The following is a 23,890-nucleotide window of genomic DNA, read 5'->3' on the forward strand; positions in this document are numbered from 1 at the left end:
GGGATGACGTTATTCATTCTCCCCAAGCGCATACCATCCCATTATTTACCGAGCTTCTTTGTCTTCAGTACTTCCGACATTTCTGATACCGCAAGTGGTTTGCTGTAATAATAACCTTGGATTTCATTAATACCATGCTCGCGTAAAATATCAAGTTCTTCTTTGGTTTCTACTCCTTCAGCAACCACCTTCATCCCCATGCTTTTCCCCAGCTGAACAATAGTTGTTGCAATTTTTCGCTTGGTAGATAAATTGGAGATGCCGCTAATGAGCGAACGGTCAATTTTCAAAATATCTAAATCCAGCTTTTGCAGGTAGGCCAGTGAAGAGTACCCTGTTCCAAAATCATCAAGCGCGATTTTGATTCCATTTTCCTTCATTATTTTTAAAATTTGCTGCACGTATTTTTCATTATCAATAAAGAGACTTTCCGTGATTTCAATCTCAATCCAAGCTGGATCCACTTGATACGCATGGAGAACAGACCAGAATTTATCGACAAAATCGGCCTGCAAAAATTGGCTGGATGATAGATTAATAGATACAGGAAGTAAATCGTAACCATTGGTTTTCCATGCCCTCAGCTGCCTGCAAACATTTTCCAGCACCCAATCACCGATTTCATTAATCATGCCCAATTCTTCCGCTAAAGGAATAAATTCACCCGGAGATACCTCCTGAAATTCCGGATGCTTCCAGCGGATTAACGCTTCATAGCTTGTGACAATATCTTTCTCCGGAGATACTTTAGGCTGATACACAAGATAAAATTGATTATTATCTAACCCGATTCGTAAGTCATTTTTTATTTGAAAGGCTCTTTGGTTCGAGATTCGCATCTCTCTGTCAAAAAATCGGTAATCATTTTTAGACAAACCCTTCACGCGATACATTGCCAAATCAGCATGCTTCATCATAGTAGGAGCATCTGAACCAGCCTCCGGATAGGTGGATATTCCGATACTTGCTGTCGTGCTCAGCTGATAGCCTTCAATAGCAAAAGGTTCTTTAAAATTTGTAATAATGGTTTCCGCATAGCGCTGCATGTCTCTCGGATCAGTTATAAAATCAATAAGGATAGCAAATTCATCTCCGCTGAGCCTTGCAACGACCCCATTTTTACCGACAATTTCCTCCAGCCGGCGGGCAACAGCGATAAGCAATTCATCGCCTACGATATGGCCAAGGGTATCATTCACATACTTGAAGCCGTCCAAATCAACAAACATGATCCCGAATCTTTCCTGATTTTTTTCAGCATATTCTATTTTTTTGATTAAATTATCATCAAATTTACGGCGATTCTTCAGTCCCGTTAAATGGTCATAGAAGGCCATCATCCGAATCTTTTCCTGATTTTCTTTTTTATCCGTGATATTATAGCGCATCGCAATATATTGCACCGGCTTCCCTTTTTCATTCTTCACCGGCACAATCGTTGTATCTACCCAATAAAAAGAGCCGTCTTTCGCACGATTTCTGATTTCGCCTTTCCAAACTCCGCCAAATCCGATTGTCCGCCACATCTCTTTAAAAAACGCTTTTGAATGATAGCCTGAATTAATCAGCTGATGGGTATTCCCAATCAACTCGTCATGAGAATAACCCGATATTTCACTGAAGCGGTGATTTGCATGAATGATTTTTCCCTGCCGGTCTGTAATGGCTAAAATCACAGATTGATCCAACGCATGTTTAATATCTGACAGCTCTTTTAATGCCTTCATTAATTGATTATTTGCTTCCCTGTCATCAGAAATGATTCCGAACACTTCTACCCCATCCTCTGATTGAATTTGATAGCCAAAAATACTCAGCAGCACCATTTCTCCGTTTTTTCTATTAACCGTTGCATTAAAATGAATTTGCTCTTCCTCACCATCAACAAGCTTTGAAAATTCTAATGCGACATGAGGTCCGATATAATGAGAAAGTATATTATCATAATCTTTTCCAGAAATGATATCCTTTGACTCATTTAATACATCCCAAGATAACAGTTCCGTAAAATATATTTTTTTATTCCGAATCTTAAATACAGCCTGAGCCAAGTTCATTTCCTCCTCGCACCAACACGGCAATTACATCTAGTTTTAATATATCATGTAAAATAGACAAAAACACATCTATTTCGATGGTTTTAAACAATTATCGATTATTTAAACCTTAATTAATTTTTTAATCATCGTATCATTTTTTTGACAAAATCCCATAAAATACAGCGTATATTCTATTAATAACGATTTAACCATCCAGCAAATCAGTACGTACATTTTCAAAAAAGGTAACTACAATTTACTTTATCATGTGACAGACAATTGAACAAAGGTCTATGCTCCCCTTTTCATTTGTCGAATAACATAGAAATTCGTCTTACTCTTCGCTACAATGGAAAAGAAAGCATACGATTCATTGTGAACAGCTGGAGGTCATTCCGTTGAATAAAGATGAAATGCAGCAGGAAGCGGCATGTTTCCTGACAACCTACTATACAGAAACTGGTGCTCCTGCAGAAAAATCAGCAGAACGAATTAAAGAAGTTACAGCCGAGATAAATGCACATGGCACCTATACCCAAACCTATGAAGAAATGGTATATGGAGTAAAGCTTGCCTGGCGAAATTCAAACCGCTGTATCGGCAGATTGTTCTGGGAACGCATCGACGTGGCAGATGCCAGACAGGCAATAACAGAAGAAGAGATATTCGAATTCCTGTTCAGTCATTTAAAAAACGCCTTTAATCAAGGTAGAATCAAACCCTACATCACCATCTTCCCTGCTTCCTCGGCCAGGGAGGAAACCGTGAAAATCTGGAATCATCAGCTGCTGCGCTATGCAGGCTATGAAACAGAAGAAGGAATTATCGGTGATTCCGATTCCCTGGAATTCACCCAAATATGTGAGCGGCTGGGCTGGCAGGGGGAAGGAACACATTTCGATATTTTGCCGCTTGTTATTCAAATCGGTGATCATCCCCCTGTCTGGAGAACCATTCCCGAAGCGCTCATCCCAGAAATTCCGATGGAACATCCAGAATATGAAGCGGTAGCAGACCTGAATTTGAAATGGTATGCCCTCCCGATTATTTCAGATATGCGTCTGGAAATCGGCGGGCTGCATTACATATCTGCTCCCTTCAACGGCTGGTATATGGGAACAGAAATCGGCGCCAGAAACTTTGCAGATGAGCACCGCTACAATTTACTGCCAAAAATAGCGGAAATCATGGGATTATCGACAAAACATGCCAGTAATTTATGGCAGGACCGTGCCCTCATTGAATTGAATGAAATGGTGCTTCACTCCTTTAAGAAACAAGGGATATCCATTGTCGATCATCATACCGCCGCTTCCCAGTTCCGTATTTTCGAAAAGCAGGAAGCAAAAGCCGAACGGGAGGTAACCGGAAAATGGACCTGGCTTATTCCACCTGTTTCCCCTGCAACCACGCATGTCTGGCATCAGCCCTACAGCAATGAGCTGAAAAAGCCAAATTTCTTTTATCAGGATAAGGCTTATCGGCAAGGGAAAGGCTGCCCGTTTCATGGGTAGAGTTAAAGTGTTCTTACTTTTAGTGAGAGCACTTTTTATTTAATTTTTCACTATATCTATATTTCTCATAGACTGCAAAGATATTTTTTCAGGTTCTCATTTTTAAAATTAATTCTGTAAAAGCTGCAATATCATCCCCGGCTGCTGGTTTGCCTGAGCCAGCATGGCCATGGCAACCTGCGCCAACAGACTGTGCTTGGTGTAAAGCATCATCTCTTTTGCAATATCCGCATCCCGAATCCGCGATTCTGCCTGAGTCAGGTTGTTAACTGTATTGGAGAGGTTATTGATCGTATGCTCCAGCCGGTTCTGTACAGCTCCAAGACTGGAACGCTGTGAGGATGCCTTCTCTATCGCTTCATCTAAAATGCCGATGGCTGTATCTGCGCCTTCTTGTGTCGTAATATCGATTTCATCTATACCCAGCGCAGCTGCCCGTACATCGCCAATCGATATCTCTATATACTGCCCCGCATTGGCGCCAATCTGCAAACGTTTATTGGTAAAGGAACCGTCTAATAGAGATTGTGTATTAAATTCGGTATCCCGTCCAATCTGTGATAACCCTTCCCGGAGCTGATTCATCTCATCCTGCATGATTTTCCGGTCCGATTCCGAATAAGTCCCATTCGCTGACTTCACGCTCAGCTCCCGCATCCGCTGTAATATCGCATGCGTTTCATTCACTGCACCCTCCGCCGTTTGCAATAGCGAGATGCCATCCTGTGCATTCCGAATGGCCATATTCAACCCGCGAATCTGCGCACGCATTTTCTCGGAAATCGCCAGCCCTGCCGGATCATCTGCAGCACTGTTAATCCGCTTGCCCGTTGCGATACGGAGCATCGATTTCTGAGCCATGGCAAAATGATTATTCATATTATTGTAAATCGTAAACGCCATTACATTATTGTTGAGACGCATCGATAATAACTCCACCTTTCCTAAGGTGTATCTTACTTGTTATTAGGTATATCGGTTGATTTGGCAGGTAAGTGAAGTGATTGAGGAGGTTTTTTTATTATTTTGGGTTGATTTTAGAGAAAATCATAGCCATCTATATCAGCAGGGAAGCTAATATCAAAGAAGCAGCGCTCTCCTCTGCATTCCTTGCAAGGACGAGCGCTGCTTCTTTTATTTATCCGTGTTTTAGCCTTTTATGTCTATATGCATAAAAAATTAACATATAGCTACCTGCGAAAAGAAATATCGCTCCAGTCAAGAACCAATTATACGCATTGGTTGATGTATTCGGGAGCCTTTCCGCTGTTGATTCCCCGCGTACATCACTCTGGCTTTCCTGAGCGGTGGAATTGTTTCCAGATGCTTCACTGCCGCCCGTTGTTCCAGCTGTATTGGGAGCGGCATTATTTGCTTCCCCATTACTGCCTTCTACTTCGGTTGGAGCTGGTGTATCATCTTCTGAATTTCCAGTTCTTTCTTCGTTTTCTGCTGGAGTTGGCGTTTCATTTTCTGAGTTTCCGGTTCCTTCTTCATTTTCTTCAGGGTCCGGAGTGCCGTTATTTGTTTCTCCGTTTTCATCTTCGTTTCCTTCTGGATTTGGTGTATCGCCTTCCCCTTCTGGATCGGTGGAATCATCATCTGGGTCAGGTGTTTCTGTTTCGTCTTCTTCATCACTCTCTGTAGAGTAATAGCCGACTATAGCTCCATTATCACGTAAATATTGGATTGTATCATCATCGTTGAAATTATTCCCATACAGAGAAATATACATATCCTTTAAGGATAATTCTTTTAATGGAGTAATGTCATTAATTGCATTATCATCCAAATGTAAAGTCTCTAAATTTTTTAAATCCGATAAAGGAGTAAGATCTTCAATCGCATTATTATCTAAATCTAAATAAGATAGATTTCTCAAGTTCTCCAACGGCGTTATGTCGCTGACATCGTTATCCCATAAAGTTAACCCTTCTAAATTCACTAAGTTGGATAAAGGCGTTAAATCACTAATGGCGTTTGACATCAAATTTAACTCTCGTAAATTCTCTGCATATTGTAATCCTTTCAGAGAGGTTATCGATTCCGAACTCCATTAGAGACACTTGTAAAAATACACAAAGAAATCTTGGCATTCGCTAAGCCTTTCGGCGAATGCCTTAGTTGGGGCAGCGGTTATTCGCCCCATCAAAACCGCTGCACTTATACTTGGCACCTAAAAATTTTTACTACATTGAAATTCTTCTGCGTTAAAGTTTTATACTTTCCTAACGTGGAACAGAAAAAAACTGCCGCAAAATATAATTCTGCGACAGTTTTCCTTTCAACCCTGCATGATAGAGTTGTTATTTCTAAATATAATAAAGAAGGAGAGGATTCATATTTTAATCAAAAATGATACAGTGAACTAGCTAAATAAATTAATCGTTGTAATGATAATCGGCACTGCAAAAACATCAATTAAGAAGGCACCGACCAGCGGAACAATCAAGAATGCTTTACGTGATGGTCCAAACTTCGATACGACGGCATCCATATTGGCAATCGCATTCGGCGTTGCACCTAGTCCATGACCGGTAAATCCGCCAATCATCACGGCAGCGTCATAGTTTTTGCCAAACATTTTAAATAAGACAAATATGCTGAATAACACCATAAAGATCACTTGCACCAAAATGATCAGTAAAAGCGGTAAAGCTAAATCAACAATTTCCCATAATTGAATACTCATCAATGCCATCGATAAAAAGATACCCAATGTGATATCCCCAATAATACCGATGCTTTTCATTTGGATAACATCCTCCGAAACGCGTTCAATAATATTTCTTACGATAACAGCGACAAACATCGCTCCTACATATCCAGGAAGGACAAAGCCTGTCCACGAGGTAAAGGAATCTCCCAAGTAAGTTCCGACAGCCATACAAAACACAATAATAAAGACTTGGACCATAAATGATCTGGAATTTATTTTCTCATTCTGCTGGGGTACTTCTCCCATCGCCTCGTTTGAGATTTCCTCAGCTTCCGTTGGCTTTAATTGATATTTATTAATCAAGAATTTAACAATAGGACCGCCTATCAGACCGCCGGCAACCAAGCCGACTGTTGCTGTTGCTAATCCAATGGACAAGGCTCCTTCTATTCCCATCTCTTCAATGGTACTGCCAAATGCAGTTGCCGCTCCATGACCGCCTTCCATCGATACCGCACCTACCATAACACCAATTAAAGGATCAAGATGCAGCAGCTTGGCCATGGAAACACCGATAACATTTTGAGCCAAAGCCAAAAATCCGCAAGCGAGCCAGTAAATAATTAACAGCTTCCCGCCCACTTTAAGCAGCTTGAAGCTGGCTCCTAAACCGACTGTTGTAAAAAAGGTAAGCATAAATAAATTTTGTAATGACGTGTCCAGATTAATAACTACAATATCGAATCCGCGTAAAAGGGTAATCACTAAAGCAAACAGCAACCCTCCTACCACTGGCGCCGGTATACAGAATTTATTGAGAAACGGCATTTTATAGTTAAGAAACGTTCCTAACATAAAAACAGCTAATGCAAAGAATATCGTGGTAACCTGATCAAATTCTATCATCTTATTTGTCCTCCCTTTCTCCTTCTTAGTTTTTCTTAGTAAATGCGTTAATAACCTCCATAATCAAAGCTGCTCCCAAGCGCGATGTCCGGTCATTTTCATCCAGAGCCGGATTGACCTCTGAAATATCAAAGCTGATCGTATTATCTTTGGAAGCAATATAACTTAATAATTTCCGGACATCGGAAACAGACAGACCAAACGCAGCAGGCGCGCTGACTCCCGGAGCTTCGCTGGCAGAAATGGAATCCGTACATAATGTAAAAATAATCGCATCATGCTCCGCACTAAATGCATCGATAGCTTGAAAAACGGCATCCATATTTTCTTTTACGTCATTCTCCAGAAAATAGCGGCATCCTAATTCATCTGCTGTTTGAAACAACGCGTTTGTATTGGAGAAAGGCTGAATTCCAATACAGAGATAGCCCGCATTCTCATCAGTTTCAAGAATTTGCCGAAACATCGTCCCGGAAGAAGGCTGCTTCTCCTGCCTCATATCAAAATGAGCATCAATATTAATAATTCCGAGACGCGCCTCTTTTTGTAAATGGCATCTTGCGCCTAAATAATGTCCAAATAACGTTTCATGCCCGCCGCCGATAACAATCGGAACCGTGTTTTGAGAATAGACTTTTTTCAAATGAACACCAAGCTCCATCTGAGCCTTTTCCATATTCTCACCTTCACAGGAAACGTTACCAACATCGGAAAGAGAATAACCTCCTAAAACAGAGCTGGGCATATTCGATAAAAAATTCCGAATTTTATTAGGAGCTTCCTTCGCGCCGAGCCTTCCCTTATTCCGGCGGACCCCCTCCTCACACTCAAAACCGATAAGTGCAATCGTCTTCTCTTCTATATCCATGGTTTCCGTTGTTTCTAATGAGATCGTTTGATGGAAACGAAAGCTGTCTTTATCGGAGGTGCTGTCTATCCTGCCTTTCCAGTATTCCTTCGCAGGTTCGTGATACATATTATCCCTCCGTTACAATAAATTGATTTCCTTCATTATAAATTTAGTGTAGTATAATCACTAATATATATAATTTATTATTCGATAGTTTGAAACTATAATTAAAGGGGAATTGCTTGTGGATTTAACTCAGTTGCAATACTTTATCAAAGTAATTGAAGAAAAAAATTTTACAAGAGCGGCGGAACAGCTGCATATTTCACAGCCTTCTTTAAGTATTTCTATCAAGAAGCTGGAGGAGCATTTGCAAATGTCCCTGATCCATCGAAGAAAGCCTTCTATTCAGCTTACCCGGGAAGGAGAAATCTTTTATAACCAGGCCAAAAAAATCATAACCCAGATGAATGATATGGAGAAGGAAATGGAGCGGCTGCGATTAGAAGGTCCCTTGGAGCTTTCAATCAGTATGATTGAAACGGCAAAAAACTGGTTCAGTGAGATAATCAAAAAAATCAAATCGGATTCCAGTACCATCCATATTCAAATTTCAGAATTACTCAGCTTGTCTGAGCTTCAAAATGCTTTATTAAATTATGAAATCCACTTTGCAATAACCAACCATTTTATTGATACACAAGAGCTCGAATCCATCTTTTTATATGAGGAAAATCTTGTCGTATTACTTCCAAAGAATCACCCTCTTCAATCTGAAGCTTCGCTTACGATAGAAAATTTACAGCACCTGCCCTTCATTTTATGCAAAGAGGGCTATCAAACGAGAATTGATATCATAAAGGCTTTTCAAGACGCAAGTATCCATCCCAATATCCAATTCGAAATTGAACGATTTGAAACAGCTTATCACCTTGTGGAAAGTAGCCTTGGAATTACCATTGTTCCGGAAAACTATGTCAATGCACCCAACCATCCAAATGTGCATATTAAAAAGCTGGAAAGTCCGATGTTAAAAAGAAATGTATATCTTGTTAAAAATCGTTCGAGATATCTGCCGCCTGTGATTCATAGGTCTATAGAGACTATTTGTGCGTTTCATGAGGGGGATTTTAAATTCTGAATAGGCATAGTAAGAGTCAATGAAGTCGGGTCCAATAACCGCAAGAATCATTTCTTCCAGTCCATCAATAAATATAATTAATAATTAGCGAGAATTTACGTACATTTATTTTTTATTGGTCATAAGTTAATAATATACGAGAGTATACTTTTATAGTTTTTTGCCTTCACAAAAAAACTGTTGCACAATCAGTTCCCTGATTGTGCAACGGTTCTTAATTATCATACGTTATTGATTATCTACTTACACTTGCTTAAACCTTTAAATTACTTACTCAATATCTGTTGATATATCTGGATCTATAGCAATCATTCTTTTCTGCTTTTCAAACTCCGCTAAATAAACACTATAAGGTATCGCATGTTTAGCTACTTCAAATTCATAATAAATAATTCCTGGTTTATTAACGTTAACTTCAATCAAGTAAACAGTAGAATTTTTTTCTATTGCTAAATCCAATGCTAACTCACTTAATTCATTCTTATATAAATCTTCAAAACTAGCAGCAATGTTTAAAGATATTTTCTCTATTTTTTGCTTTAACTTTGAATCATTATCATTGAAATTTCTATTTAGAAATCCCTCTAATCCACCAATATAGCCCCCGTTTCCAGTACTTGAAATGGTAGCATAATTAATACCAATTCTGGGATAACTATTAGTAAAAGACCATTCACCGTTACCATCTTTCATCATATGGACTCTGATATCAAATGGATTTCCTTCTTTCGTTCTAGTTTCTATATATCTTTGAAGAATAAACGTATCTTTTCTTATCATACTTCTTAAATAATCTGATAAAGAAAATTCACTATGATAAGTTTCTTTTTCTCCATCCACTACAAAGTATTTATTCATTTCAATTTTTTGAATAAGATGCACTCCTTTAGCAAAGGAGCCTATTTCTGGTTTAACAATAACTGTCCCATATTTCTCAATAAAACGAAATATATCTCTTACTTTACCAACCTTTTGATACGGAATAATTACATCGTCAACTGATTTAGCTTTCGTTAACTTATCATAAACCTCCAGCTTACTGATTGAATTCCCATAAAATTCATTGGTAAAAGGAATTCCTTCTAATTCTTCATATATGGTATTATGCCCTTTTACTCCTCTTAATCTGAGACGGTCATAAATGACATCTGGATAATTTACTACTTTCGAAATCCATTCTTTATCTTCATAAAAATATCCTTTGATAAACATTTCATCATAATCTATATCCTTCGGCGAAAAGTAAAAGAAGTCAACATCTTCATATTTGGCTACATATGCACATGCAATAGCCAGCTCATTTTCTCCTTGTTCCGGTACAAGCATGCCAATACTTGTTTTTTTACTTAACTCGGCCCAAGGTAAATTGGTATTTCTAGCATTAAATTGTCCTTTACTAGTTAACCGCTGCGAGCTATTGGTTAAATAAATTCCATTTTCTGCAATATACTTTGCATACCCAATAGTATTCACTGCCCGTTCTTTCTCATGATAGGTAGATTGTGGTCCCATATTCACTTCATGCAGCCAGAAACGTCCTGTTTTATCAATGGTTATATCTAACCCTAGTTCATCAAGTACTAATCCATATATTTTATCTAAATGCTGTGTTAAATCAAATGATAGTTGCTTCAAATCTTTGTTATACTGTTTTCCTTTTTCTCCAAATTCATGTATTAAAAAAGCCTCTAAATCATCTGTTTTACCACCGCGGCTAATATTGCTTAAAATACTCTTTTTATTTCCAATACGCGGATATATCTTTGTGATTTGCCATTTCCCTTCTGCATTTTTTTGAACATGAGATCGAATATCAAATGGCTCTTCATTTTTAGTGCGAGCTTCGACATATTGTTGGACCATATAATGACGACCTTTACGCAAAGCAATTTCATATATCCAGTTTTTTAATTCCGCTTGATTAAATCTGCGTTCCTTTGTATCATCTTGAACAATATAATGATTTTTATATTTTTTAACAAAGTAAATTTCTAATCCTCTTCTCCCTACAATAGGTTTTAAAACAGCTTTTCCATTCTCATTTACAAAGTCTATTACAATGGATTCATCTGTAACCATTTTGAAAGGCACCAATAAATCAGCAAACGTCAAATACTGCAGCATTTTCTTAGGTAAATGTAATTTATTCTCCACACCAAAACTTGTAAATGGTAATTTTCTTCTCAATTTTCTTTCTGTTAGTGATTGTCTTATCCTTGGAGTAATTCCAACATTATGAATAACATCAGGAAAAGAATGAGAAACTTTTTCCCACGAATTATTTATGTACATATCTCCTTTTATTTCTTCTGTCTCAAAGTTAACATCTTCCGAAGAAAAAAATAACAATTTGGCCTCTTGTTTTTCCGCTTCTACTACAAGTGCCTTAATTCTAGATTCTGGATAGCTTTTTCTTGGGTTGTTCGGGTCAAGATAAACACCAATTGTTATTTTCTGATTAGAATGATAGCCATTACTTTCTTGAAAAGCCTTTTTTAATTCTCTTAATTGCGGCTGTAAAGAGAATCGGGTTATTTCGGATACTTTTGAAAAATTGTTTTTCTCCATTTCTCGTGCAATGAATAATAATGGCTTATTGATTTTCTCTGTTTCTATATCGTCTATCTTTATTTCAGCTCTATTAAGTAAATTTTCAATTGCGGTTGCTCCTTCTACAATAGAATTGAATATAAATATACTTTGATGGAGTTCTTTTTCTTTGATTAATTTAGAAAAATGCTCGGTTGCTTCCAATAATGTATCAATAATATTTTTTAGTTGAAATATTTGTTTTTCTTCTAATTTTTCCATACGAAAACTCCTTTACTATTTACACAGCATGCAAGTTAGTTCTATATATATAATATCGGATGAAAAGTCTACTTTATAAAGTTCATCATAAAATAAAAAAGACCCCAGCTGGGATCTTTTTTTATAATCTTTTCTTATTGAAGTAATTGAAGTACACCTTGAGGTACTTGGTTTGCTTGCGCAAGCATCGATTGAGCCGCCTGAGAAAGAATGTTGTTCTTCGTGAATTCCATCATTTCTTTTGCCATATCAACGTCACGAATTCGAGATTCTGCTGCTGTTAAGTTTTCAGCAGATGTACCTAAGTTATTAATTGTGTGCTCAAGACGATTTTGTACAGCACCTAATGCAGAACGTTGTCCGGAAACAGTTTCAATTGCCTCTTGGATAGTTGTAATAGCTGCATCTGCGCCTTCTTGTGTGCTAAGATCAATATCACTTATACCTAGTGCACTTGCATCCATAGCATCGATTGCTACTTGAATGCTTTGTCCTTCATTCGCACCGATATGGAAGGTTACTTCTAACTCTCCGCCTAAAAGATTTTGCGTATTAAACTCAGTTTGACCAGCAATTCTGTCCACTTCATCCAATAATGCTGTCACTTCTTTTTGAATTTCAGCACGGTCTTCATCTGTATTTGTATCGTTGGAAGATTTTACAGCTAGTTCACGCACGCGTTGTAAAATGTCATGTGTTTCATTTAAAGCACCCTCAGCAGTCTGAATCAAAGAGATACCATCCTGTGCGTTTACAGATGCTTGCTCCAACCCACGGATTTGTCCACGCATTTTTTCAGAAATTGCCAACCCAGCAGCATCATCTCCTGCACGGTTGATTTGAAGACCAGAAGAAAGTTTTTCTAAAGATCCTTGTACTCCGTTTTGGTTTACTCCCAACTGACGGTGAGCGTTAATTGCGGAAATATTGTGATTAATAATCATAATTCCTTACCTCCATGTAATTGTAATTTTTGAGCCACATCCTTGTGAACTCATTTATATTAACCATTTAGGTCAATATCAAAATAAATAATAATCGTTAAGGCCCTAACGAATCATCCTTTGATGACCTATTTCTTATATCGGCAAGGGGGACAAATTGTTTAAGCTTTTTTTATAATTTTTTTAAATTCTTTTTTTTATTCATTCCCCTGCTTCTTTTGCCGCAAAAACCTTCTACCTTTTTATAAAATACAGGATATTTCTAACATGAACTTACTATTTATAACTACCTTCCCATTAATTAGAACAGTTGATTTATTTTATTTTTCTCCCGTTTCCTGTTAGAATTTTGCTTAAAGCCTTATCATATCTTTTTATGCCACATCCAAATTAACTTCTATTTGGTAATTGGAGAGGGCGTGAGAGTATGTCGGAAATTGATGAATTGAACAAGCAGATTGAAACGAAACGGAAAGAAATGTATGCAGTTTATGAAAAGAATCCAAACGACCCGAATTTATTAAAAATATCACAATCGCTGGATAAATTACTGAACCAATTAGATCAGATTTTAAAACAAAGTAGCAAATCAACTTAACAACTAACGCAGGATTGCTTTCATTAGGACAAGCACTACTCGTCCTATCAACATCGGTGCACTTATATGATTGTTTAAAAATTTTAGTCAGGCTAGAAAATACTTCTGGGAACTACAGTTACTCAACCCTCACAAAATAATCGCTAAAATAATTAACTTTCCTATAAGTAAAAATAAACCCATTCTACGAAGACGCTGATAGCTCATAGCGATACTGGCTGATAATTGTTCACTGCTGTATTTCTTGTAAAAGCAAAACAAATTGCCATGTTCTACTAAGACAACATATGAATGGATAGTATGTATAGAAAGAATAAGGCTGTACTCCATCTTTTTGGTGTGGACAAACGATAGGGTTTGTCTACGCCAAAAATGAATATGAATTCAGCTTGACAGCTAAAAAATATGGATGTGCAAGCATCATACAGAAAAAGAAGGGTTCTCCTATATAGGAAATCCTTCTTTTTCTATCAGCTTTCTTAATATTTATATTCTGCGATTTTTCCTGTTAAATCCTCTGCCATCGTTGACAGTGATTTAGCAGATGCAGAGATTTCTTCCATCGAGGCGAGCTGCTCCTCAGTAGATGCAGCGACTTCCTCTGAAGACGACGCATTATTTCTGGCAATGGAAGCAAGGTCATTGGCAGTGGCTGTTACCTGTTGAACTGCTGCTGACATTTGCTCGGAAATGGCCATGACTTCTTCCATTTGCGGTTTAATATCTCCGCTGGAACGCAGGATTTCTCCAAATTTATCAATGGCATCATAGGACACGTCTAAACCATCATTCACATTGGATGTCACTTGAGACATTTTTTCCACTGCTTTTTGGACATCGTCTTGGATACCATGAACGATGGAGCTGATTTCGCCTGCAGATGTTTTGGATTCCTCTGCTAATTTACGGACTTCATCCGCTACCACAGCAAATCCTTTCCCATGCTCGCCGGCGCGCGCCGCTTCAATCGCTGCATTCAGTGCCAGTAAATTCGTCTGCTCCGAAATATCGGTGATGGCATTTAGAATCGTACTTACTTCCTTCGACCGTTCCAGTAAGGATGCGATATTCAGATTGGTATCATCAACAGACGATTGGATCGATGTCATTTGATTTAAGGTATCGCTGACTGCTTTTCCTCCGACTTCTGCCTGTGTACTCATTTGTGTCACCATATCCGAAACCTTTGTGGAGCTATCAACGATTCTACCAACACCGGTAGATACTTCTTCTAACGAATTCGCGCTCTCCTCTGTACCGTGCAGCTGTGTTTCCGAGCTGGAGGACACCTCCTGGATAGCTAGGGATACCTGTTCAGACGAGCTTGTCATCTGATCGGCATTCGCATTTAACTCCTCTGCCGACGCGGCAACCTGCTGGGCATTATATTCGACATCACGGATCAGCGTTTTCAAGCCCTCCTGCATTTCGTTAAAAGCTTGTCCCAGCTCGCCGATTTCATCCGTTGTTTTTATTTCAATCGAATGTGTCAGGTCACCGGTACTGATGACTTTTGCATTTTCCTTTAGTCTCTGAATCGGACGGGTGATAGAACGAATCAAGAATAGAATAATGATTGTTCCCAGCACTAAGGTAATGACAATAATTGTTATCATCGTCGTTAAGGTAGATGCCGCCTCTCCTTTGATTTCATCGTAATCAATGGTTCCTGCCAGCTTCCATCCAGTTAAATCATTTGTCTGGTACACCATGATTTTCGATATATTATCATGGCTATATTCATAGCTTCCTGACGCATCTTCAAACATCGTTCCTAATACGCCGCCTTCCACTTCTTCCCCTGTTTCAAAGGTTGGATGGTATACGTATTTTTGCTGTGGATCAATAATGACCGCATAGCCATTCTCTCCAATTGAAACCTCTGAAGCCAGTTGCTGGATAGAATCGATATAGAGACTTACCCCCATTACGCCGGAACCGTCGTCCAATGTTTTGGTGATGCTGACTACTGTTCCTGTTTCGCTGGCACTTTCAAATGGATCTGAAATCTGTACCTCGCCAGGGTTATTCACCGCATTGATAAACCAATCACGTTCGGTTGCATCGAATCCCTCCGGCAGTTCTGTATCCGGCTGTCTATAAAATAAATCGCCGTCATTGGAAGCCATATATACCTCGGAGACTTCCTCATTCATTCCCTTATATTGTCCTAATACCTGTTCTAAGGTCTCTTCATCATCCTCTATCTGCCCGCTGTTAAATTGCGCAGCAAATGTATTCAAATCACTTATCCTTAATTCCAAGGCATTATTTACTGTCTGGTTCAGCAGCTCTGCAGTGTCTTTCACCTGCTCTGTTTGCTGTTGCTCTAGTGAATCGATGGAGCTGAAATAGGTCATTATTCCAATTGCTACTCCTGGTATCAATAACATGAAAAAGAAGGATACTACTAATTTAAATCGAATTCCTTTTGGTTTGGTTAATTTCTTCACAACTGACTCTCCCTCGCTGTAATATTTCATTCTGGTGATGTTCTATCATGCTTTGTATGTTCATTCATCTATCGAACCAGCTGTTTACACGAACAGGCCAACTAATCTTTGAAACAAGCATACAGTATCTATTACCTAATTCATCACTCCTTCATTACAAAATACAGTACTTATTCCCAAGATTTCATACCTACTATTTATCGGTTGATTTTTCATGAATTCAATATAAATTTGCTATTTTATAACTTTCATTCTATTTTCCCCATTTTAATTGTGAGTAAATACCTAACAAAAAAGAACTGCAGATGATAACGACATTCTCTCTGAAATCTCGTTTCACTGCAGTTCTTTATATTTATATCGGTCCTTAATATTTATAAACCTTTATCTTCTCCGTCAAATCCTCGGCCATGGCAGATAAAGACTTCGCAGCCGCAGTAATCTCCTGCATCGATGCCAGTTGCTCCTCTGTAGAAGCTGCTACTTCCTCCGAGGATGCTGCATTATTTCTGGCAATGGATGCTAAACCATCTGCCGTTGAGGTCACTTGTTCCACAAGAGCAGACATTTCTTCTGACGTAGCTGTCACTTCTTCCATCTGTGGTTTAATCGTTTCGCCTGTCCGTATGATTTCGCCAAATTTATCTATGGCATCATAGGACACGTCTAGACCATCATTTACGGAGGTCGTGACCTGTTTCATTTTCTCCACCGCATTTTGAACATCCCTTTCGATGCCTTGGACGATAACACTGATTTCACTGGCAGATGTTTTCGATTGTTCGGCAAGCTTGCGTACTTCATCTGCGACCACAGCAAATCCTTTTCCATGCTCTCCCGCACGCGCTGCTTCAATCGCTGCATTTAATGCAAGCAGATTGGTCTGCTCGGAAATATCGGTAATCGCTTTGAGAATCGTACTTACTTCTTTCGAGCGTTCTAACAGGGAATGAATATCCTTATTTGTATCTTCTACCGATGATTGGATGGATGTCATTTGATTCAATGTGTTGCTTACAGCCTGTCCGCCTACATTCGCCTGCTCGTTCATCTGATCTACATAGCCGGAAACGCTGGTCGTACTTTCTACGATTCTTCCTACTCCTGTTGACACTTCTTCTAGCGAACGAAGACTGTCTTCTGTTCCATCTAACTGATTTTCTGCACTTGATGATACTTCCTGAACAGCAAGCGATACTTGTTCGGACGAGCTTGTTAATTGGTCAGCATTGGCAGTCAGCTGCTGCGCTGACGCTGCAACCTGCTGGGCATTCATTTCCACATCGCTGATTAATTCTCTTAAACTATGCTGCATGTCATTAAATGCATTGCCAAGCTGTCCGATTTCATCGTTTTTGGCCACTTTGATCTCTTCCGTCAAATCTCCCGTGCTAATCACCTGAGCCCTTCTTTTCAAACCATTAATCGGACGAAGGATAGATTGAATCGTGACTGCATTTATCCCGGCACCGATGAGAAAGGCAACAATCATCACAATGATAAGTGTTTTTATAATGGAAGCTGCACTGTTTTGAACCTCGCTGTAATCAATGCTTCCCGCAAGTGTCCAGCCTGTATGTTCATTTGTATCATACACTAAAATCTTATCTTCATTATCCTGTTCATATTCAAAAACGCCTGATTCCTGTTCCAATAAGGACGAAGTAAATGCTTCTTCCAGCTGCGTCCCGACTTCATTGTCAGGATGGAAAATAACTGTTCCTTCTCTATCTATTAAAATCGGGTAACCGCTTTCGCCGATGTTAACAGTGGATGCCATATCCTGGACAAAGTCGATCGTTAAGTCAATACCCGCAACACCGGAGCCATCTTCTAATGCTTTGGACAGCGTAACGACCATTCCTCCATTAACTGCTGTGGTTTGATACGGATCAGAGATAATCAGTTCCCCCGGATTCTCCATTGCATGTATGTACCAGGATTGATCACGCGGATCAAATTCTTCCGGGACCTCTGTTTCCGCATCAATCAAAAAGGTGCCTTCCTCTGAACCAAAGAAAACTTCTTCTACTTCTTCATGAAAATGCAAATATTGATGCATAATAAGGGTCAATTCATCGTCTCCCTCTTCTATCTGATCTCCTCTAGTATTTTCGGCAAATACATCAATATCCCGGCCCTTCAGCTCGAACGTCTCATCAATGTTCTGTCCCATCAGGGTGATGATTTCATTTACCTGCTCCTCCTGCTGTGCTTGCATGGTATTGACAGAGCTGTTGTACGTTAAAAAGCCAATGAGAACAATCGGTATAATTAAGATAGATGAAAAGGATATCACTAATTTTCGCTTTACTCCATTTGTTTCTTTTTTCTGCTTCATTCTTTCCAGCCTCCTTTTTTTACTAAATTCTTCTAATTATTTATCGGCTGTATTTATGTAAAATGAATCATTTTTCCTTGTTTCCCTACTTCGATTCTAGAACGAAATTAGCTTAATAAAACAAAATACCCACGATTCTTTATCCTTCTAATGTATAACAGCTAATAAAAAACCGGACCTTATTCCAGTGCTTTGGAATAGATAGGTCCGGCTCTTCATGACGAAAACCAGTCTTTATCAGTATTTGTATTGATTAATTTTCTCTGTTAAATCCTCTGCCATCGTGGACAATGATTTTGCGGATGCCGAGATTTCTTCCATAGAGGCAAGCTGTTCTTCTGTGGAAGCTGCTACCTCCTGAGAAGATGCGGCATTATTTCTGGCAATCGATGCCAGGTCATTCGCAGTGGAAGAAACTTCTTGTACCGCAGCTGCCATTTGCTCTGAGATGGCCATAACTTCTTCCATTTGCGGCTTAATATCTTTACTGGATCGGACAATTCCTTTAAATTTATCCATCGCATCATCCGATACTTCCAGACCTTTATCTACATTGGCAGTTACTTGGGACATTTTTTCAACGGCGTCTTTTACGTCCTGTTGAATCCCTTGAACGATGGTACTGATTTCTCCAGCAGAGGTTTTCGATTGCTCGGCCAGCTTCCGCACTTCGTCTGCCACAACAGCAAATCCTTTTCCATGCTCTCCGGCACGGGCTGCTTCAATCGCTGCATTTAATGCGAGCAGGTTCGTCTGTTCCGAAATATCCGTAATGGCCTTCAGAATCGTGCTTACCTCATTCGAACGTGCCATTAGCGAGGTGATATTGACATTTGTATTATCCACGGAAGATTGAATCGATGTCATTTGATTCAACGTATCCGTAACCGCTTTTCCACCAATTTCTGCCTGGTCGCTCATCTGATTTACCAGCTCTGCTACTTGCGAGGAGCTTTCGACGATTCTGCTGACCCCTGTAGAGACTTCTTCTAATGAATTCGCGCTGTCTTCTGTACCATTCAGCTGTGTTTCCGAGCTGGAGGATACTTCCTGAATAGCCAGAGATACTTGTTCAGACGAGCTTGTCATCTGATCGGCATTCGCAGTTAATTCTTCTGCAGATGCAGCAACCTGCTGAGCGTTGAATTCCACATCACGAATTAATTCTTTTAAGCTGCCCTGCATTTCATTAAAAGCTATGCCCAGCTCACCAATTTCATCATTTGTTTTTACTTCAATTGATTGCGTCAAATCACCCGTACTGATAATATGTGCTTTTTCTTTCAATTCTTTGATCGGCTTCACGATGGAACGGACAATCACTGCCGTCACAGCCAGTCCAATCACAATAGCACCAGCTAATACAATTAATAATGTGTTAAAAACAGAAGCTGCCTCTGACTGAATTTCACTATAATCAATCGTTCCGGCAATTTTCCATCCTGTTAATTCATTGGTTCCATAAACCATAATTTTATCTGTATCTTGATAGTTATATTCAAATTCGCCCGTATTTGATTCATACAGATGATCATAGAAAGATTCTTCTGTTTCATTGCCAATATCTACTGTCGGATGATAGATAAAATGCTGTGTTTCGTCTAGTAGCATCGCATAACCATTTTCACCAATTTGAATTCCTGACGCTACTTCCTGAATAAAATCAATCGATAAATCGATACCGACAACGCCTGAACCATCGTCTAAAGCTTTCGAAACGGTGACGACCATATCACTATCTGCTCCCGCTGAAACATAAGGCTCTGAAACAATAATTTCTCCTGTGTTCTCCATTGCATCTATGTACCATGGACGCTCTCGCGGATCATACTCTCCCTCTATCTCATCCGTCGACGCTTCCATAAATGCTCCATCCTCAGAACCAGCATAAACGGATACTACTTCATCATGCAGATTAAAATATTGATTGAAAGTTGCAGCTAAGTCCTCGGATCCATTATCTACCGATTCACCTTGAATCTGTCCCGCTAATACTTCTGCATCTCTGCTCTTTAAAGTAAATGTATTATCAATGGTCTGATTCATAATCGTGATAATTTCTTCTACTTGGTTCTCCTGCTGCGTTTGTAATGTATTCAAAGAGCTGTTATACGTCATAAAGCCAATAACAATGCCTGGAATTAACAGCATACAAACAAATGATACAATTAACTTTAATCGAATTCCCGTCTTCTTCATAGTTGTCCTCCCCTACTGCTAAAAAGCTTCTATATTTATCTATCGGCAGGAAAATAAGAAAATGAACACTTTTTTTCGTTATTTAGTCCTGTAAACGCTTTTTTTATTATGTTCAATTACCTAAAAATGCCATATAAAAAAGTACAGCAATGTTTTTTTCACTGCTGCACTTTTTTAGGGTGAAACTTCATTCAGCTGTAGGTTTTACTTCTTGTTAAATAGCGATATAGTTTTCAATATTTATACTTTGACACTTTCTCCGATAAATCCTCTGCCATGGAAGAAAGTGATTTCGCAGATGCCGAGATTTCCTCCATGGAGGCAAGCTGTTCTTCAGAAGATGCGGCTACCTCCTCAGAGGATGCGGCATTATTGCGGGCGATGGAGGCCAGATTATTCACAGTCTCCATTAACTGTCCTACAGCGGCAGACATTTGTTCCGAAATGGCAGTTACTTCTTCCATCTGCGGTTTAATGCTTTCGCTGGAGCGGAGAATTTCACCAAATTTATCGATGGCATCATAGGATATGTCCAGTCCGCTGTTTACATTAGAAGTAACCTGTCCCATTTTATCCACTGCATTTTCAACATCTTTCTGGATTCCTACAATGATTTCCCTGATTTGCGTAGCAGATAGCTTCGACTGTTCAGCCAGCTTTCGCACCTCATCTGCCACGACCGCGAAGCCTTTCCCATGCTCTCCAGCCCGGGCTGCTTCAATCGCAGCATTTAATGCAAGCAAATTGGTCTGTTCGGAAATATCGGTAATCGCATTTAAAATCGTGCTGACCTGCTTCGACCGTTCTAATAAGGATGAAATATTTTCATTGGTATTTTCAACAGATGACTGAATCGAGGTCATCTGATTTAATGTGTTGCTTACAGCTTGTCCGCCGACCTCTGCCTGTTCATTCATTTTTTGCACGAACTCGGTTACTTGGGCAGAGCTTTCGACAACTCTGTTCACCCCTGTAGATACTTCTTCCAGCGAATTCACACCATCTTCCGTACCGCTTAACTGATGCTCTGCGCTGGAGGATACCTCTTGGATAGCCAGTGAAACCTGCTCCGATGAGCTTGTCATCTGATCAGCATTTGCATTTAATTCCTGTGCAGAGGCGGCTACCTGCTGCGCATTATATTCCACCTCGCCAACCAGCTCCCGCAGACTCTCACTCATTTTATTAAAAGCGGTGCCCAGCTCGCCAATCTCATCATTTGTTTTGACTTCCACTGACTGCGTTAAGTCTCCCGTACTGATGACTTCTGCTTTTTCTTTTAAATCCTTGATTGGACGGATAATCGAACGGATCAGAAATAAAATAAAGACAGTTCCGATGACTATCGTCAGAGCCTGTACAATGGTAACCGGGGTAGAGATAGACCTGGCTGCAGCCTCCACTTCACTTTGGTCAATCGTTCCTCCCAATTTCCATCCTGTTAAACTGTTCGTGTCATAAACCATAATTTTAGACATATTATTGTAATCATAGTCGAACGTCCCAGAATCATTCCCATACATATTCTGATAGAAAGCTTCTTCTGCACCTTCTCCAGCTTCTGTTTCCGGATGATAAATAAAGTTTTGATTCGTATCCAGCAGGATAGCGTATCCATTTTCTCCTATGCTCATTTCTGATACAAGCTGTTGTATAAAGTCCATGGAGACATCAATGCCGATGGCTCCCGAACCATCTTCCAGCGCTTTCGAAATACTGACCGCTATCTGCCCGTCTCCGCTTGCTGTCAGGTATGGATCAGAAATAATGACTTCTTCCGGATTTGCCATGGCTTCCAGATACCAGTCACGTTCTCTTGGATCGTAGCCTTCCTCCATCTCTAAGTCCGGCTGCATATGGTAATCGCCGTCTGTCGTTCCAAGATAAAATTCCGGAGCCTCTTCATGAATCTCTATATACTCAGACATTCTTCGATCTAATTCGGCTGTATCTTCTATAACATCGGCTGTAATTACGCTTGATAAGACTTCCATATCCCTCTGCTTCAGCTCAAAAGTATTATTGATAGTCTGATTCATCACCGCAGTTAATTCCTGCACCTGGTCCCGCTTCTGCTGCTCTACAGTATTTGTTGAAGTAAAAAATGACATCGTACTTACAATTATTCCCGGCACGAGTAGTATTAAGAAAAAAGATAAGACTAACTTAAACCGGATTCCTTTGGCTTTAAATAATTTCTTCATTTTTTCATCTCTCCTAATTGTCTATAATTATTTATCGGAAGAAAACTGAAAAAATGTATCTAAATACAATAAATATTATAAAATATTTTTATTAATTCCAATAAAAAGAAATAAAAGGGATATAAAGTTAATTTATAATTCCTTTAGAATCAAATAATAAAATAGAAATAACGCTTTAACATTAAATCATAAAAATCTAAATACAGTATATAAGGATAAAAGTTTCATGTATGAAAGATTGATTTCAATAAAATATCCACGATTTCCACAGGGTGAACACGCCTTATTACCTATTAACTTTTTTATTTATAAAAGTACTTTCAACCTAAAAATTATAGCTGTATTTCATTTTTATTTTCCATACTAGGAATTCTGAATCATTTTTTCTATTTTTTGTTAAAAAATGAAGCATTTCTCGTTTTAAAGTTTATATAGTTGGGGATAAATAAAATATAGAAAGGAATGATTATTATGCTAAGTTTTATTTGGAGTCTAATTGTTGGCGGAATTATCGGCTGGGTAGCCGGATTAATAGTAAGTAAGGATTTGCCGGGCGGAATCATCGGAAATATTCTTGCTGGTTTCATTGGAGCATGGCTCGGTTCTTCAATATTTGGACAATGGGGACCTGAAATAGGCGGATTCTTTATTGTGCCCGCTCTGATTGGTGCAATCATCCTTATTGTGATTGTCAGTTTCATCATGCGACTATTCCGCCGTTAATGACCGGATTCTAAAAGACGATACGGAGGAATAGGTGAACATAATTGAAGCAGCTGCATAAGTTAGGTATATAGCTTATGCAGAAAAGAGGAATGTATATGCAACCTGATCCGAATCATGCGTATTCCCATGCAGATGAATATCAAGTGATGGATTATCAGCATCCTGAGCAGTTTGATATGCCTGCTTCACCATATAATGCATACCCGGGACAGCCGTTTAATCAGCATGCACCAGAACAGCGTGCGTTCTTTTTCCCGTTCATCGGCGGATTAGCCGGCGGTTTATTGGGCAGCGCTTTTAGCCCTGGCGGAGGACCGGGATATTATGGTCCTCCTGGGCCGCCCGGACCTCCAGGACCGCCTGGACCAATGGGATATTATGGCCCGCCGGGTCCACCCGGACCTCCTGGACCGCCCGGACCACCTGGGTATTATAACGGCTACCCTTACCCTCCGTATTATTAGAAGACAGGGAAATAGCAAAAAGGGAGAAGAACGGTACAAAT

16 protein-coding genes are annotated in these 23,890 nt (G+C 39.4%); 5 read left to right on the forward strand and 11 right to left on the reverse strand.

What is annotated here, in order from left to right; genetic code table 11:
* Positions 1 to 41 precede the first annotated feature (41 nt).
* Positions 42 to 2,051 (reverse strand): EAL domain-containing protein, encoded by a 2,010-nt coding sequence (locus tag MKX55_RS19120; protein ID WP_339234208.1) that lies wholly within the window; start codon positions 2,049 to 2,051, stop codon positions 42 to 44.
* Positions 2,052 to 2,437: 386 nt separating this feature from the next.
* Here MKX55_RS19120 and MKX55_RS19125 point away from each other — a divergent pair, with 386 nt between their 5' ends.
* Positions 2,438 to 3,553 (forward strand): nitric oxide synthase oxygenase, encoded by a 1,116-nt coding sequence (locus MKX55_RS19125; RefSeq protein ID WP_339234210.1) that lies wholly within the window; start codon positions 2,438 to 2,440, stop codon positions 3,551 to 3,553.
* A 108-nt stretch (positions 3,554 to 3,661) separates the two neighbouring features.
* On the opposite strand, the gene MKX55_RS19130 is transcribed toward MKX55_RS19125, so the two are convergent.
* From MKX55_RS19130 to hutG, 4 genes are all read right to left on the reverse strand, one after another.
* The gene (locus MKX55_RS19130; protein WP_339234213.1) at positions 3,662 to 4,477 is read right to left on the reverse strand and encodes a flagellin; all 816 of its coding nucleotides are present in this window, start codon (positions 4,475 to 4,477) and stop codon (positions 3,662 to 3,664) included.
* A gap of 214 nt (positions 4,478 to 4,691) precedes the next feature.
* Positions 4,692 to 5,594 (reverse strand): leucine-rich repeat domain-containing protein, encoded by a 903-nt coding sequence (locus MKX55_RS19135; protein ID WP_339238585.1) that lies wholly within the window; start codon positions 5,592 to 5,594, stop codon positions 4,692 to 4,694.
* A gap of 327 nt (positions 5,595 to 5,921) precedes the next feature.
* On the reverse strand, positions 5,922 to 7,118 hold the full coding sequence (gltS, locus tag MKX55_RS19140) for a sodium/glutamate symporter (protein ID WP_339234215.1): 1,197 nt from the start codon (positions 7,116 to 7,118) through the stop codon (positions 5,922 to 5,924).
* Between the two features lie 25 nt (positions 7,119 to 7,143).
* Positions 7,144 to 8,094: a formimidoylglutamase gene (gene hutG / locus MKX55_RS19145; RefSeq protein WP_339234217.1), complete on the reverse strand. Its 951-nt coding sequence runs from the start codon at positions 8,092 to 8,094 to the stop codon at positions 7,144 to 7,146.
* A 118-nt stretch (positions 8,095 to 8,212) separates the two neighbouring features.
* Between hutG and MKX55_RS19150 the strand changes: the two genes are divergently transcribed.
* Positions 8,213 to 9,109 (forward strand): LysR family transcriptional regulator, encoded by an 897-nt coding sequence (locus MKX55_RS19150; protein ID WP_339234220.1) that lies wholly within the window; start codon positions 8,213 to 8,215, stop codon positions 9,107 to 9,109.
* Positions 9,110 to 9,379: 270 nt separating this feature from the next.
* Here the strand turns inward: MKX55_RS19150 and MKX55_RS19155 are convergent, their stop codons facing one another.
* Together MKX55_RS19155 and MKX55_RS19160 are read right to left on the reverse strand one after the other, a co-directional pair.
* Positions 9,380 to 11,920: a YheC/YheD family protein gene (locus tag MKX55_RS19155; protein ID WP_339234222.1), complete on the reverse strand. Its 2,541-nt coding sequence runs from the start codon at positions 11,918 to 11,920 to the stop codon at positions 9,380 to 9,382.
* Positions 11,921 to 12,054: 134 nt separating this feature from the next.
* A complete protein-coding gene (locus MKX55_RS19160; RefSeq protein ID WP_339234223.1) occupies positions 12,055 to 12,864 on the reverse strand; it encodes a flagellin in 810 nt (269 codons plus the stop codon).
* Positions 12,865 to 13,291: 427 nt separating this feature from the next.
* On the opposite strand from MKX55_RS19160, the gene MKX55_RS19165 reads away from it, so the two are divergent.
* Positions 13,292 to 13,462, forward strand: a complete 171-nt coding sequence (locus MKX55_RS19165) for an aspartyl-phosphate phosphatase Spo0E family protein (protein ID WP_084612842.1) — start codon at positions 13,292 to 13,294, stop codon at positions 13,460 to 13,462.
* A gap of 479 nt (positions 13,463 to 13,941) precedes the next feature.
* On the opposite strand, the gene MKX55_RS19170 is transcribed toward MKX55_RS19165, so the two are convergent.
* The 4 genes from MKX55_RS19170 to MKX55_RS19185 all read right to left on the reverse strand — a co-directional run bounded on the left by MKX55_RS19170 (position 13,942) and on the right by MKX55_RS19185 (position 22,659).
* Positions 13,942 to 15,915 (reverse strand): methyl-accepting chemotaxis protein, encoded by a 1,974-nt coding sequence (locus MKX55_RS19170; RefSeq protein ID WP_246528973.1) that lies wholly within the window; start codon positions 15,913 to 15,915, stop codon positions 13,942 to 13,944.
* Positions 15,916 to 16,282: 367 nt separating this feature from the next.
* Positions 16,283 to 18,256, reverse strand: a complete 1,974-nt coding sequence (locus tag MKX55_RS19175) for a methyl-accepting chemotaxis protein (RefSeq protein WP_212928382.1) — start codon at positions 18,254 to 18,256, stop codon at positions 16,283 to 16,285.
* Positions 18,257 to 18,493: 237 nt separating this feature from the next.
* The gene (locus tag MKX55_RS19180) at positions 18,494 to 20,455 is read right to left on the reverse strand and encodes a methyl-accepting chemotaxis protein (RefSeq protein ID WP_212928383.1); all 1,962 of its coding nucleotides are present in this window, start codon (positions 20,453 to 20,455) and stop codon (positions 18,494 to 18,496) included.
* A 233-nt stretch (positions 20,456 to 20,688) separates the two neighbouring features.
* The gene (locus MKX55_RS19185) at positions 20,689 to 22,659 is read right to left on the reverse strand and encodes a methyl-accepting chemotaxis protein (RefSeq protein ID WP_212928384.1); all 1,971 of its coding nucleotides are present in this window, start codon (positions 22,657 to 22,659) and stop codon (positions 20,689 to 20,691) included.
* 471 nt (positions 22,660 to 23,130) lie between these two features.
* Here MKX55_RS19185 and MKX55_RS19190 point away from each other — a divergent pair, with 471 nt between their 5' ends.
* Complete coding sequence (locus MKX55_RS19190) at positions 23,131 to 23,382, forward strand: GlsB/YeaQ/YmgE family stress response membrane protein (RefSeq protein ID WP_212928385.1); 252 nt, start codon at positions 23,131 to 23,133, stop codon at positions 23,380 to 23,382.
* A gap of 98 nt (positions 23,383 to 23,480) precedes the next feature.
* Complete coding sequence (locus MKX55_RS19195; RefSeq protein WP_212928386.1) at positions 23,481 to 23,849, forward strand: hypothetical protein; 369 nt, start codon at positions 23,481 to 23,483, stop codon at positions 23,847 to 23,849.
* Positions 23,850 to 23,890 lie beyond the last annotated feature (41 nt).

The sequence above is a fragment of the Oceanobacillus sp. FSL W7-1281 genome, from assembly GCF_037969835.1.
Classification (GTDB): Bacteria; Bacillota; Bacilli; order Bacillales; family Amphibacillaceae; genus Oceanobacillus; species Oceanobacillus oncorhynchi.